The sequence below is a fragment of the Haloquadratum walsbyi J07HQW2 genome, from assembly GCF_000415985.1.
In the GTDB taxonomy this organism is placed as follows: Archaea; Halobacteriota; Halobacteria; order Halobacteriales; family Haloferacaceae; genus Haloquadratum; species Haloquadratum walsbyi_B.
In genome coordinates, this window is sequence record NZ_KE356561.1 from 3,216,524 (window position 1) to 3,230,227 (window position 13,704).

General features: G+C 44.7%; 11 protein-coding genes. 4 read left to right on the forward strand and 7 right to left on the reverse strand.

Annotated features, from left to right (window positions below; genetic code table 11):
* The coding region (locus J07HQW2_RS15055; RefSeq protein ID WP_303704231.1) for a hypothetical protein at positions 1-1,355 on the reverse strand (1,355 nt) is incomplete at its 3' end.
* 937 nt (positions 1,356-2,292) lie between these two features.
* Here J07HQW2_RS15055 and J07HQW2_RS15060 point away from each other — a divergent pair.
* Positions 2,293-2,610, forward strand: coding sequence for a hypothetical protein (locus J07HQW2_RS15060; RefSeq protein WP_303704233.1), 318 nt, complete (start codon positions 2,293-2,295; stop codon positions 2,608-2,610).
* Between the two features lie 1,695 nt (positions 2,611-4,305).
* Here the strand turns inward: J07HQW2_RS15060 and J07HQW2_RS15070 are convergent.
* Positions 4,306-5,886 carry a hypothetical protein gene (locus J07HQW2_RS15070; protein ID WP_021056491.1) on the reverse strand — a complete coding sequence of 527 codons (1,581 nt, stop codon included), beginning with the start codon at positions 5,884-5,886 and terminating at the stop codon, positions 4,306-4,308.
* A gap of 1,583 nt (positions 5,887-7,469) precedes the next feature.
* A complete protein-coding gene (locus tag J07HQW2_RS15080) occupies positions 7,470-7,703 on the reverse strand; it encodes a hypothetical protein (protein ID WP_021056493.1) in 234 nt (77 codons plus the stop codon).
* A 520-nt stretch (positions 7,704-8,223) separates the two neighbouring features.
* Here J07HQW2_RS15080 and J07HQW2_RS15085 point away from each other — a divergent pair.
* Positions 8,224-8,844 (forward strand): DUF192 domain-containing protein, encoded by a 621-nt coding sequence (locus tag J07HQW2_RS15085; RefSeq protein ID WP_021056494.1) that lies wholly within the window; start codon positions 8,224-8,226, stop codon positions 8,842-8,844.
* Positions 8,845-9,129: 285 nt separating this feature from the next.
* Here J07HQW2_RS15085 and J07HQW2_RS15090 read toward each other — a convergent pair whose 3' ends face one another.
* From J07HQW2_RS15090 to J07HQW2_RS15095, 3 genes are all read right to left on the reverse strand, one after another.
* On the reverse strand, positions 9,130-9,336 hold the full coding sequence (locus J07HQW2_RS15090; RefSeq protein ID WP_021056495.1) for a hypothetical protein: 207 nt from the start codon (positions 9,334-9,336) through the stop codon (positions 9,130-9,132).
* A 118-nt stretch (positions 9,337-9,454) separates the two neighbouring features.
* On the reverse strand, positions 9,455-9,595 hold the full coding sequence (locus J07HQW2_RS19160; RefSeq protein WP_303704234.1) for a hypothetical protein: 141 nt from the start codon (positions 9,593-9,595) through the stop codon (positions 9,455-9,457).
* A 196-nt stretch (positions 9,596-9,791) separates the two neighbouring features.
* Complete coding sequence (locus J07HQW2_RS15095; protein ID WP_021056496.1) at positions 9,792-10,415, reverse strand: nucleotidyltransferase family protein; 624 nt, start codon at positions 10,413-10,415, stop codon at positions 9,792-9,794.
* A gap of 1,072 nt (positions 10,416-11,487) precedes the next feature.
* Here J07HQW2_RS15095 and J07HQW2_RS15100 point away from each other — a divergent pair.
* Complete coding sequence (locus tag J07HQW2_RS15100; RefSeq protein ID WP_021056498.1) at positions 11,488-12,054, forward strand: HalX domain-containing protein; 567 nt, start codon at positions 11,488-11,490, stop codon at positions 12,052-12,054.
* 23 nt (positions 12,055-12,077) lie between these two features.
* On the opposite strand, the gene J07HQW2_RS15105 is transcribed toward J07HQW2_RS15100, so the two are convergent.
* Positions 12,078-12,458, reverse strand: a complete 381-nt coding sequence (locus tag J07HQW2_RS15105) for a hypothetical protein (RefSeq protein WP_021056499.1) — start codon at positions 12,456-12,458, stop codon at positions 12,078-12,080.
* A 312-nt stretch (positions 12,459-12,770) separates the two neighbouring features.
* On the opposite strand from J07HQW2_RS15105, the gene J07HQW2_RS15110 reads away from it, so the two are divergent.
* Complete coding sequence (locus tag J07HQW2_RS15110) at positions 12,771-13,610, forward strand: winged helix-turn-helix transcriptional regulator (protein WP_021056500.1); 840 nt, start codon at positions 12,771-12,773, stop codon at positions 13,608-13,610.
* Positions 13,611-13,704 lie beyond the last annotated feature (94 nt).

The window sequence follows — 13,704 nt, forward strand, 5'->3', positions numbered from 1 at the left end:
TTTGAGGTTAGTTTGGTTGGACTCCCGCCGTCGTTCGCGTCGATAGCGTTGATATTGTTCGAACCACCAACGAACAGTTGCTCCTGTGCTGTGTCGTCGTCCACGTCGAGGAGTCCATCCACTCCGATTCCATTGTTTGACCCGGCGCCGGTGCCGAATGTCTCGACTGACCCACTTGGCTCGAGATATTTGAGATTCGCACTGCCATCGGTGAATGCAAGCTCATCAACTCCGTCACCGTCAACATCGCCAATCTCAGAGACGGCTTTGCTTTGCTCAGCCGTAACGATTTTTGTGGATCCAGACGCGCCGACACGCACTATATCCTCGTTCGTTGAGGCGTAGAATATCGATGTCTCGCTGCCGTTGAATCGACCAGCGGTCATGATTGTCTTTGAGCTCCGTGGCGAGTTTGGGGAACTCGCAGGGACTAGTGTCGTCTCATTTCGTATCTGCACGCCTGTGCTCGTGTTTTTGGCTTCGACCGTTTTGAGCGCCCCAGACGAGTTAACAAACGGCTGTTCGAATCTCCTATCACCGTCGAGATCGATGGAACTCCCGACGGCTTCGACATCTCCTCGGGAGACCAGTATTGGGTCATCTGGATCAGTCTCGTTTGGATTGATAATTTTGAGTCCGTCGGTCACAACTGCCGACGCCGCAGGCGAGAACGGATCAGTGCTGCTGGTTCCACTACCACTGCCGCTTCCGCCGCTGTCACCACCACTGTCACCGCCGTTATTCCCTCCCCCACCATCGAATGAGTCGCCTGGCTGGATGTTGACACGGCTATCCGTCGATGTGAGTTTGAACGTTGCTGTGAGTGGTGAGGCTGGTGTTGTATCGTATGTGAGTGTCACATTGACTGCTCGTGGTTCGCTTCCAACTGTCGATGGTAACTCGACAAGCGCGTCCGTATCACTAATGACTGTGTGGTTCACCGTTCGGGCGAATGTTGAGTTATTGGCAAACGATTCGGAGATGGTTTTTGTATCGATTGTAAACGGTGTCGTCGATGAGTCAGTCGAAAGACGAGTCGTCCCTCGGTCCGTTCCATCGTTTTCGATTGGGACCGTCACTGTGAGCGAGTTGGCTTCGGTGTTTTCTTCAATCACTCGGAGCGTTGTGCCGTTTTGTGTCCGAAAGACACTCAGGCGACCTTGCGACGATGTCTGAATGTCGCTTCGATTGATATCGCCAAGTTGTGGCACAACGAACTGACGGGCAATCTGGACATTAACCTCTGAAGAGACTGAGCTGTCGCTGAGTGTTGCTGTGACGGCAAGACCACCTCCAGCTAGAATTAAAATGACCGTCCCAATCACCAATATCTCAAACGCTCCGTGAGAACTCACTATGTCTATTTATTTTATTTTTGTTATATCCCCTGTTAATCCCACGGATTTCCAACCAAATTCGTCCATATAATGAATTGCAACCGGGTTCCTCATTGATAATGGTCGTGATGTAACCACAACCGCAACCGGACAGGAGTGTCTCAGTGACAATGATAGACCACCATTCATAGTCCTAATCATAGTACAGCGATAGGTTCCCTTCTCAGCGTGCGTGCCGGGAGACAAAGGGTGGTGTATATATCCATATCCGCATTCGTACCTGTGCGTCTAAGTGTGTCAATTATTTACCCAATATTCCGAGTTATTCTCAACAGTCTTTTTCACTGAGGTAGTGGCATCTCAGGGACAATACATTGATACTGTCCAGATCCGGGTCCGGGTCCGGGTTTGCGATGCTTGCCGGAGAATACCAGCTCTGGCAGTTACGGTACGAATTGAAACCCTCCTGTCTCTACCTTTCCTACGTCAGACACTCTCTTTTGGAATTTCAGCCATGTTATGATATCGCTACGGGAGAGTCAATAGAAACCCGACCGACAGGAGTATTGATATGACGATGATAGCGCAGAGACCGATTTTGAAAGACCCAGTAGACTCGGAATGGGTAAGGGTAGTATTCCTGTCGTCTGCCATTGACGAATGAGCGGTGGTTGATCGACTCCGTGAACTGGAGGATAATATTGATCTCGCGGGTGAACCAGATGCATCCACGCCTGTGACTGTATGTAGCTTTGATCTCTCCATGTCAACCCGGGAGAGACGACTTTGTGTTTCAATCTCGTTGCTCCCGACATAATCAAATAACAACGGAACGAGCTCGTTTTCGCGAATGTGAGTGTGGAGATCGTGACAGTCAACGATCATGTTTTCATACCTGGTGGCTCACACCGCTGTCGCTGCTACGATCGTGCACTGCCTGTGGCAACTCACACTAATGGATGCCAGTCCAAGCGTGATTTCGACGCTTGTCGTCTGCCTTCTCACCGGAATGATTATTGGGATTCTTGACGAATTATATTTGCTCCCCAAATTGCTGATTATTGCTGCCGTGGGCGCCGCCGTAATTAATCATATTGATCTGTTTCCGGATATCCCAGAGATATCACCTCAGCTTGCTGATCTGGAAACGAAGTTGGTAACTGGACTTCCCGCTGCCATCCAATCCTCTGATAATCTTTTCAACCCAGTGATGATATTTCAAGAGCTCTGGATTGGTGGCTGGAGGGGTCTAGATTTGCATGACAGTGTATAATCGCTCCAGCCGACAGGTATCGAACTCATCACCGTCTCGTTGATTATAATCTCTGTGGGGATTACCTTCGCGTACATTTTGTTATTCTGGATCAATGAAATAAGCCGGTTTGCCCACTCGACGTCACGTCCCCGCCCGACTTGCTCATCTTTCCGGCAGTAGTTATAATACTGATGCTTTTGATGGAGCGGTTATACAATATAATGCCTGTACTCGCTTTCATTTGTCTCGTGGTCGCTCCTGTCAGCCTAGTTAGCATCCGTTGGAGCCTCACGAACAGACTCAGTCGTGTTCTCCCAGCACATATTCATCGCTGGGAGCATTATGATCACTGGGCTTGCAGTCACTGGTCTGTGGAATCCGTCACCTTATGATCAGGCTGGGTCGTATATTATCTTCCTCTTGCTAACGCTGATCCCCCTCTCTATGTTTCCCCACATCAAACAGACAGGGATCGATCCTGTTCCGGCGCGGCTCGCAGCCCTGGACTAGTCCTCGTGGCGAGCCTCAGCAGCGGGCTATATCTTTCCACAGTAAACGCCGCTTCTGTCTTGAGTTCCGGACTCCTCGGTGTCGCGGCAATCGGGCTCGCTGCATACCGAATAATTCGGCGAGAGGTGTAAACAGACATTCCGTGTTTGTAAATTTCTACTATGTGACTGCCCTATGACACGACTCGATAATGAAATCCGGTGCTTGTCCACCATCCAGGCGCTGACGCAACGTAGCGTTGCGGCAACAGAGAGCACGGCGATCTTGACTGAGTGCTGAGCATCTGCTGACTGTGTTTCTCTTTTTTAGTCTACTCGATCTGCGTCACGATCACGATGCCACCCATGCACGTCAAAATATTCAGCTGTCGGGGGTTTTCTTTAAACACGTAGTATATCGTATTATATTACAGCTGTATCCTGATACAACGTCTCAAGAATAGCCATCTCAGTGAATTGTACCGTCTTAGCACGTCGTGAGCAATATCACAGGAATGAGCTTGCACTGCTTGAATTGACTGGAGACTGACGCCTACTACACCTACCGAAGATAGTCAAGCAGGCAGTCTTCCAGTACTACTTTATACACTCTTAGACAGTATAAATATGCAAATAATCCGGCTTTATTACCAGTTGTATGTCCGAAACCGGTTTCTAGGACACGAAGAACACGCTGAGACCGATGAATAAGTTATTTACTCGGTCCGACTGATAGTGTGGTGTCATAGCTCACTGGCAGCTCATGCTTATCGAGAGTCACTGCGATCTCCGGTGTCGTGAAAGTTCCATTCTCTTCGGCTGCATCGAGTGCATTGCTCCGTGTGCTTGCTCATTCGTGGCTCCACAGAGTTGCTCACGGTCATCGGTTGATTTTACTCTCATTTTTTGCACAACCCTCTGAATCACTGTGTCGATGCGGTGACTCAACGGTGCAATATCCGGATTGGTTATAAATACGGGTGAGATATGGGCGGTGATTACGCCGAAAGTGGGGGTATCATCTCTAATAATTGCACACTCAAACGCACGTCCGATGTGCAATTCTAGGGTTGCGATATTCTCAGCACATAGCCCCCTGGGCACACATGGGGATGGGACCTGTCTCACTCAGTTAATGAATTGACAACCCCACGTCTCAGAGAATCGTTTACCTATAGAGACTCACCCCATATCGACACTGAGCTGTTTACCGTGTCATGAGTTACTACTGACCACTAAGACCAATAAATGTGAACGATATGACTATAATTGTAATGATGATACCGAATCTGATGATACCGAATCCTGGTGTTGATATTGGCGTCACATAATCGGGTTCTGTTTCGGTCGATACTGGAGTGTCTGTTTCGATGGTCGCCTGTGAGGATGCATCATTAGTTTCGGTATCGGTATTTGTATCTGATTGTTGCGATGGTTCTGAGGTCAGAGCCGTATCAAGAGATGATGAATCGTCTACGGCAGATGGAGAGTCGCCAATTGCACCTGTGTTCGAGTTAGCCCACACCGAGCGCTCATGCTGTATTCCCTCTGAGTCGGTCGCAAGAACACGGATTTCGGTCACTGTTTCGTTTGGAGCCAGTGTGAGCGTCTGATTGATTGTCACCGTCTCTACAACTGAATCTCCGGTATACACGCCCTTGATGTCGACAGTTTCACTACTACTTTCTGATTCAGGTCGTGTCTGAATTGACGCGCGTGTAACTTCACCCTGGAATATTCGCCCCCTCACAAAAATAGAATTATTCTCAACTCTTGTATTCGCAGCATCAATCTCAATTGTTGGTTGAATGATTGGAATATACTCAATAGGGAGTTTTTTTGATACGGTATTGCCATTCACATCTGTCGCTTCGATATCAATTTCATTTCTCCCCTCACTGAGATCGATGTTCTCTTGGACATTTACTTGTAATCGATCTGTGTTTGGTTTTGGACTACGGTCTAAGACGAGCGTTTTTGTCCCGAGATTAGGGGACGTTATTATGACTGACTTGATCTTCACATTATCTGTCACGGTCACACCGATACTTGCTGATGGCTCGGTAACTTGTGTAGGGGCACTAGTATCGATTTGTGGAGCTCTTTGATCATCGACGACCAATGAAAAGTCATGTCGACGTTGATTCCCCATCTCATCAATGTACGTCGCAGTAATTTCATTATCCCCATTTCCTAGGAGGAGTTTCTGTTGGAATGAATCACCAGGGTCAGTAATTTCGTGATTTGCTCGACTCGTCTCTCGTGAGCCCGCGTAACTGTAATTAAATCGGCGCTCAATTTCGACTGACTGAACACTGCTATCATCGAAGAGATACCCAGAAAGGTTTACTTGCGCCTGGGGAACCGTTGCTACATCCGGTGGGATGCTTTTATTTGATGTCTTAAATGGTTCTGTGTACCCAATGAACGGCGCACCTCCATCTTTGGTAATCATACCGTTGATCGTTGTTGTTTCATTCGCACCAGCTATCACCTGGATATCGTGCTCACCATTATTAATATGTAGTTGAAATTCTCTCTCAAGTGAGGTATTGGTGGGGTCGAATGTCCGTCGTGCGGCTCCATCAACGTACAACTCAACAAGATTGATTTGTGTGTCAGCGGTGACGCTGATATCGACAGTCGGGTTCGACCTGACATCGATTTCTGAGCCATCGGTGAACTGTTCATTATTTATCTCAATGTCGATCGTTGGCTCAGCAGCGCTGCTGACAAAAGATCCTCCTGCAGAAAAGACGAGACATGCGCACACGAGTATACTTATGTGAGTTGTAATCGGGTTCATATTCAATACGGTGTGTAGGTAAATGAATAAAATGTCTACTCACGAGGTTCATGCTCATATAATCATCTTATTGATTGTCTCGAGATCATCTCGCATATCGTGTCAACGGCTCTGTGGTGCTTTTAGGAGCATATACGGCATTTACAAAGATACAGACTCCTTCGTTAATTGTGCTATCTGACATGAGGTGGATTGTAGCCTCACAGATAATCTGATTAATCTGAATTGCTACAACATCACAAATAAATCACGGTGAGTGTGACATATCGTTATCTTGCAGATTGCAGATGTATGTGAACTGTTAAGATGAACTTTGGATTCATCTTGCGAGGAAAGGTGACTCATCTCCCCTCGTGCATCAACGTCCTCTGTTTTCGATCTTATCTGTTGTTCCTCTTTTTATTCCTGAATCCCCTCTGGTGCTGGCGGTTACCTTTGCATCATAAAGTTCTCTTGAAGATGGTTCATATGTTCCCGTGCCGTCTTAACTGAAACATCGAATTTCTGAGCGATGTCTGCAGGAGTCACACTAATGAAATTTACGTACTTGTCTCGAATGGCTACAGAGATGAGTTATACTCTCCATTCTCAGTACGAACACGCCCACTCCCACCTCGGAACTCTGATTCAATTGTATATCCGTCTGATGCGTCCTCTAGCCGGCTGGGCTCATACTCGTCCTCAGTTTCATTCCATTCTCCTGTAATTCTCGGCTCATCGTGCTCATGATTATGAGTTACGATACTACATCTCATACATTTGTGTATATCAACAATTGTTGAATTCAGAGGTGGTAGCATTGACTCCTCTCCATGTCGTCCCAGCGAAATATGTCTGACCTTGTGTTCTCATCTGTCGCCTTGTCATCCACAGCGGTCGCCTCAAACGGACCGATCTTCAACGGATTCTATCAACTGATACGGCAGATCAATGAGCACGAGAAAACCACGCCTCACTCTCACTCTCACTCTCGCTGTCACCGTCGTCAGAGCAAGCACTCGTATCTCCGTCTCTCTCTTTCACTGTAGTAGTACAGTAAAACGTGTAGACCGCCCTAGTCTCGCCAGTAAGAGAGGGCGTTAATGTGGTGGTTTATTGAGACTATGCTTCCACTGAGTGCTGGCTTCCGACGCTTATACCGTCGCCTCCGCTGACGACACTGACAGAGCGCCGCTCACCAACCGCTGATACGTGTCTGAGTCTTCATGGAGGACGAAATCTTGCCATGCTTGGACGAGTTAACGAACGTAAATGCGCCCTCAGACAGCGACTCCAATGCTTCGGCGGCTCGATAGTACTGGTTCCAGCAAAACGATCCATCCCGATCAGCTGAGAGGAGTTCCAACGGGCGATCCGATGACTTGACGACAATGCCCTTCGGAGTACGAGAGCCTCATTCATATGTGTAAGCAACGAGACTGCACGCCGAACACTCGGTGAATCTATCACTTCATCGAGATTCTCTGCACGAAATAATTGCTCAATTGGCGTCAAATCATGCTGCTGGATGCCGGTGTTCCCGTCATCAGAGTAGTTGAACTTGTATCGACGGAAACCTCTTTGATGGACTGTTGAACACGGTTTTATTTCTTTTTCGTCTCTGCTTGATCCCGTGCTGCTCTGTCTCGATCCTCTTCGAGCTGCTCAATGCGCTTGGATTGTTGATTGATGATTTCCTGCTGATCGGCTATGGTTTCCTTCAGCTCGTCTTGATTACTCTCAGGATCGTCAATCCGGTCGGACTGCTCGTCAATCGTTTCCTGTTGAGATTCGACTACCTGTTCCGAGCGGTTAATACGAGAAAGCAACTTTGACACTGCCCTGCAGTCCCGATGCAGTAGTTGTGACTCCTGCACCCAAGATAATTCATCGCCTACTGAACTCAACCATGTCTGTTGATTTCTCGTATTGCAACCATATCAATGATTTTTAGCATCATTGAAACAAGTCAGGCTCACCACTGAAAGTAAGCCACCTGTTCCCGCTGATGCGATCTAAATACATGATGGCCGTCGGCGAAACCCCGCCACTCAAACACGGTGACGATGGTCCGTGCTCAAGAGAGCCTCTCCACTCTCAATTGTAATTGCACAACTAACTCGCCGTAGTTGTGTGAGTGCAGTATGAACACCTACCACGCCGATCTGGAGCACGGGTTCGCCCTCCTCATATTCCCACTTTTCGAGTAAGGAGCCATGAAGGATACAGGGATGTTGAAATATACTCAATAAAACAACATTGTAATAACCCCCCGAACGAAAATACGGGAATCGCGAGGGGCATAAAAAAGCTTCTTACAAAGTCAGTTATTAGCAGATTTACTGGTTTTTACCGAACATGACATTCCGAAGTTCTCGTCGTCAATGCCTACGATATCTGAGCATCACTGTTGCCAGCATCGGACTTGTAGGATGCATCGGCGATTCAACAAAACAATCAGACACAACTGCTGAGGGTCCTCCTACTACTGTCAGCAAAACTCAAACCGAAACAGGACAATCAGGCACAATTGCGGAAGACTCTGATACCACTCAGGTTCATACCGACTATGAGACAACTGAAATTAAGATAGAGTCATCTGGTGGAAGCCTTCGAGGGACGATCACAGCAGCGATCGCCGATACAAGCGACCTGCGGTATCTTGGACTTAGTGAGACGGAAAGTTTGCCTGAGGACCGGGGAATGCTGTTTGTGTTCAACTCAAATAATCCGCGGACTTTCGTTATGCGAGAGATGGATTTCGGGATTGACATTATGTATGTCGACAGTGAGGGGATAATCACCTCAATTCATCACGCCGACGCACCAGGACCAGATGAAGACGGGAGCGACCAACGATTTTCAGGGGAGGGTCAGTACGTTTTAGAAGTCAATAAAAACTGGACGACAAGGCACGATATTGAGGAAGGAGATATTCTTGTGTCGGAAAAAATAGCAGAGCCAACTAATCAATCATAATTGCACCTGTGCAAGTAACGTCAATAATCTGGATTCGTGCAATATCATCAACGATCACAGTGAGTGTGTCGCGCCGTCACAACGACCGTGACGACCTCTCCGACGTTGACTTCGCCTGTGCTGAACTCTTGGAGCCAGAAACAGCGTGCTGAATCTAGAGCGTGAATTCATCAGCACAGCGTAGAGAGAAATTCTACATATTTATTAAGGATGCTGGTAAGAGCGCTAATGAGGTATTTGTCAATACAGGTCACAAGCATCTGCACAGCATCAGGGTCGAGGATCTCAGTTCGCGATATCAAGGAACTCTTTCAATGTCGTACCGACACGAATGACGATGGGTTCACACTCCTCGTTGGTATCGAATACAACACCGATCCTCTGTTCATCCGCGTCGTCAATAGACATCGTCTTATTTGCCTGCGAAATTCCCTCTATCTCCGTATTCGTGAGTTCAACGCTGACCGCACACTTACCGGTGGCTCCCAACACGTCACCACGTGATCCTGCTCGTGCTTTATGTCGACCGTCTGCTCAAGAGTTGTGTCTCCGGTGGGATTAACCACCTCAATTGATCTTTTGACTTGTCGGTCTGCCATGTTGAACACGTTTATTTTTCAAGAGCCACGTCACTCGTGAAATCTCTGATAGCAGCACACCCAGCTCCCGAAGCCAGAAGGGCTGTTCCGCTCATCACGTCAACCTGCCGTCGAATTGTCGACACGCCGTCCGTTTGATTTCGCAACCTCATGGGTGTTTCACCTCTTGACTTCGTGTTCGTATCCGTATCATGTAATTAACGCGCGGAGTGCCTCACAGTGAGCAACACGCCGCGTGATTCTCGGGTTAACCTGAGGGCGGTTGCGTACCGGCTACATCTAGTCGTGTTCACGAGTGGGTCCGCGAAAGTGATGCCGCTTAATATCTTTACTGTATGATCGGGTTCATCAACTCAAATCGGATGGAGTATCAATATCATATAATACACCTTGATCGTTAGTCTCGACAAGTGCCGCATCTTCTGTTTCAAACAGTATTGATCGTCCACCGGTATCTCCTTGTTGTTCAATAAGCGAATCAAAGTGTTGTCGGTCAAATAACACTGGATTGCCTCGGTGTCCCATGTATGCAGACGCCAGCGCTGATCGCGATCGCTTCTCATATGTGGCTATCAGTGCTTGCACGCTTGATACTGAGATATTTGGCATATCTCCAAGTGCAATTATAATAGCATCTGCTTTTTTTGTGCGTGCTGTGTGAGTCCCTACCTCAACTGATGCACTTTGACCGGTCTCATATTTTTCGTTCATGTGAAATTCAACCGGCAGGTCGGATAACGCACTTCGAACCCGATCTGCGTCGTGTCCAACAATAACAGTTGTTGATAAATTAGCTTCAAGTAATGTCCTCGCGGCTTGTCGAATTATCAAACCACTATCTATCGATTGAATAAGTTTATTTCTCTCACCGAATCGTGAACTCATACCAGCAGCGAGTAATACGCCTTGCACGTTCGACTCGTGTTTTCTTTCATTCGGTGGCGAGATGACCGGAAGTTCATTACTGCTCATATTGTTTGATAGCGCATACTATGCGATCTTAATACAAAAAATGGCTACAGGTGGATATATTTCCACCGACAGTCCACCTATTAGCACGTATTAAGCAAATATGATAATATATAATATTCGTGCTGGTTTCGATATAGATCTTAGGAATGACTGATGTATCTTCACGCGTATTAAATTAAGTTCTATTCCTGGTTAAAAAACCGCAGGAATTCATATAATGGATATATCTAGTACTAACCTGCTGGTATATAGATTAATACGACATACGGAAACTCAATTATGAACATGCTCAGATTAGTCTGATGCGATCACGGATCTCACATCTGGGATTTAATATGTATATGATACTCATAAGAAGACGATGATTGGATTATACTGTCATTATTGTGCGAGGGATTAATATCTAAAACATCGCTCACATATCAGGACACTGGTACTTGAGGACACGTTTGATTTGTAATCTTATATTTCAAAATGTCTAATTACAATATTGTTACCACGGGGTAATCCGTTAATCAGATCATCACATGCTGATGGTGCTGTTTTATTTATATAATCACAAATAAGCGAAAAAGATGTATTTACACCTTTTAACTGCTAATTAAAACAAATACGTGTCATGCGATCTGAATATTTGTGATTTGTGAAGAAAAATCGCACACTCAATATAGTTATACCTAAATTCTTGAATAAATATGTCCAGATAATACTTCGGTAGTGATAACCATATATTAATTATCATCAATAATAATAATATTGACAATTAAACTGCGAATCCAATCCAATTTAATATAATTAAATCTGAATGGCTTAGTATGGTCAATGATAAATAATTCTACTTGATTCATTAATTTCGTTGATGAAATCTTTCGGTTACATATAAGTAACAAATTATTTATATTTACACGAAGTAGTAATCTATCTATTCACGCTTTCAAACATCATATATAATGAAATCTATCATAGTGATTTTACGGTAGAACCAAGAGGCGTTCAATCTACAGTATTAATTACCTCTGCAGATAATAGAAGCTGAATAATTCTATATATTTGACATTGAATCCAGACTGCAATGACTAGAGTGTCTGTAGAGAAGGAACAGCACGTCTTAATTGCCGAACATAACTCAGAACTGGCAGATCTATTCGCAACGTGGCTTTCACCGACATATCATGTAGACACTGCCTGTGAGTTTGAAGAAGCAACACAGAAAGTAAATAGTTCAATAGATGTTGTGCTTCTCGACAGACAGATATCAAGATACTCAGAAGCCAAAATGCTTCAAAAAATCCGGTATGATCAGTATCGAATCCAGTCGGCGGTGATAACCGCCATTGAGCCGGATTTCAATATCGCTGAGACAGGGTTTGATGACTATATTGTCAAGCCGATATCATGTAGAACTTTAATTGAATTTACTTCAGCACTCATTACTCGTGGAGAGTACACTAAATTAACTAATAATTTGTATCAACTGTCAAAGAAAAAGGCATTACTTGAGGAGCAGAATAGTCAACGAGAACTACGAAATAGCAACGAGTATGAACAGATCGTCAATCGGTTAAAATCAATACAAGAACATGCCGATATGACAGTCGAAGAGATAAATCATAAAAAGGCATTTAGTGAACTATCATGATCATGACATGACATTTTCAATACTTATAGATTAATATTATCAAGCGGTCCGTCCGTCGCCACACTTGTTGTTATCTGATATTGATTGTTAATGTCTGATGTATTCGTATTAAATACAAACTGATAGCTATTCGTTTCAGAGCCAAGCACTGTGATTTGTCGACGTCGGGTGTAGGTGTCTCCAGCGATTACATTGCATTGAATGGTTAAAGTTCCAGACTGTGAACTGTTGGATGGATTCATAACAGCAACCAAAACTACCACAGTCTGCCCATCACGAACTTCCGATTCTGTTCCTTCTATACTTAATCCACTAGAAAGACACCCTGAGAGGGGAATTAAAATAGCGCTTACTCCACCAATCAAAATATGATGTATGTATTGACGTCGTTCATGTGCCGGCATTTAGATATTGTGTCTCGTACATGTTATTCAACTCTTCTAATATTATCGAATGATATGCATGAAGCGTTCTGAATATATCATAGAAAGAATAGATAACTGACGATTAGATGATAGAAAATATATCAAATTTGATTGTTAGATTTTAATATCATATAATAAACATTTTTAAGAACGAACCACCACAGCGGTGAACGAGTGCGTTGAACTGATTTAGTTAATCAAATATTCAGGACTTTCGAAATAATATTAGCCGTTGAATATATACTGTAATATGAATTAGTTATCTCAGTAAACACATAATTATTAAATCTAATGTCAAATAAAAATACGACCGAATTAATCAATGATCTGATATCTGCGACGGATGTATTCTCAAAGAAATGGAATGCTCCGGTATTGTATGCAGTCAGTGTGCATTCTGAAGCATCTTATACCGATATTAGTTCCGTAATACCGGATATAACCAGTAAGATGCTCTCAGGTAGTCTTACTGATCTTCAAGAACGCGATCTTATCAGATATGATGAACAGACACAACAAAGCGTATATAAACTCACTGCTGAAGGACAAAAGTTTGTTCAGATTCTTGAATTGTTAGTTGAGTGGAACATTCAATACGATAGTGATGAGACTTCAGCATTAATAATTGAAGATGAGTCGATGATTGCAGAACTATACATGAACTATCTTTCAGAGGATTATGACCCACATTATTATGAATCTGCTAAAGAGGCACTCTCATCTACAATAGATGAAGATATAATTACGATCCTTGACCGACGACTTCCGAACATTTCTGGTGATGAGGTTGCAGCGAGATTAAAAACAAAAGTCGATACCTGTCTTATTTTAGCAGTCAGTGGAGTTGAACCCGGCGAGGGTATCACTGAGTTACCAATTGATGATTACTTGCAAAAGCCAGTCAAAAAAGATGAATTACTCTCGCGTCTCAGTAATCTTGAACTTCGCTTAGGATTACCACCAGAAGAACAACAATACCTCGCAGTTCGATCAAAACAGCGAGCGCTTCGGGACGCATATGGTCGAAGTGCAAATTCGATGTCCGCGTATACGGCACTATCAAAAGAGGCAGATAGTATAGATGTCAGCAGTGATCGAAAAGATTCACTTAATGAGCTTATTGAGCGGTAGACGTCACCATTGAGTCATATACACCACTTTCAGCAGACAGCAGTATACATGAATAGTTCAGTTTGATCTTACTACGGATTCTACAAATATAAAT

Coding starts and splice junctions, on each gene's coding strand:
- J07HQW2_RS15060 (WP_303704233.1), top strand. CDS start 2,293: ATGGATGCCAGTCCAAGCGTGATTTCGACGCTTGTCGTCTGCCTTCTC.
- J07HQW2_RS15085 (WP_021056494.1), top strand. CDS start 8,224: ATGACATTCCGAAGTTCTCGTCGTCAATGCCTACGATATCTGAGCATC.
- J07HQW2_RS15110 (WP_021056500.1), top strand. CDS start 12,771: ATGTCAAATAAAAATACGACCGAATTAATCAATGATCTGATATCTGCG.
- J07HQW2_RS15095 (WP_021056496.1), bottom strand. CDS start 10,415: ATGAGCAGTAATGAACTTCCGGTCATCTCGCCACCGAATGAAAGAAAA.
- J07HQW2_RS15070 (WP_021056491.1), bottom strand. CDS start 5,886: ATGAACCCGATTACAACTCACATAAGTATACTCGTGTGCGCATGTCTC.
- J07HQW2_RS15100 (WP_021056498.1), top strand. CDS start 11,488: ATGACTAGAGTGTCTGTAGAGAAGGAACAGCACGTCTTAATTGCCGAA.
- J07HQW2_RS15105 (WP_021056499.1), bottom strand. CDS start 12,458: ATGCCGGCACATGAACGACGTCAATACATACATCATATTTTGATTGGT.
- J07HQW2_RS19160 (WP_303704234.1), bottom strand. CDS start 9,595: ATGAGGTTGCGAAATCAAACGGACGGCGTGTCGACAATTCGACGGCAG.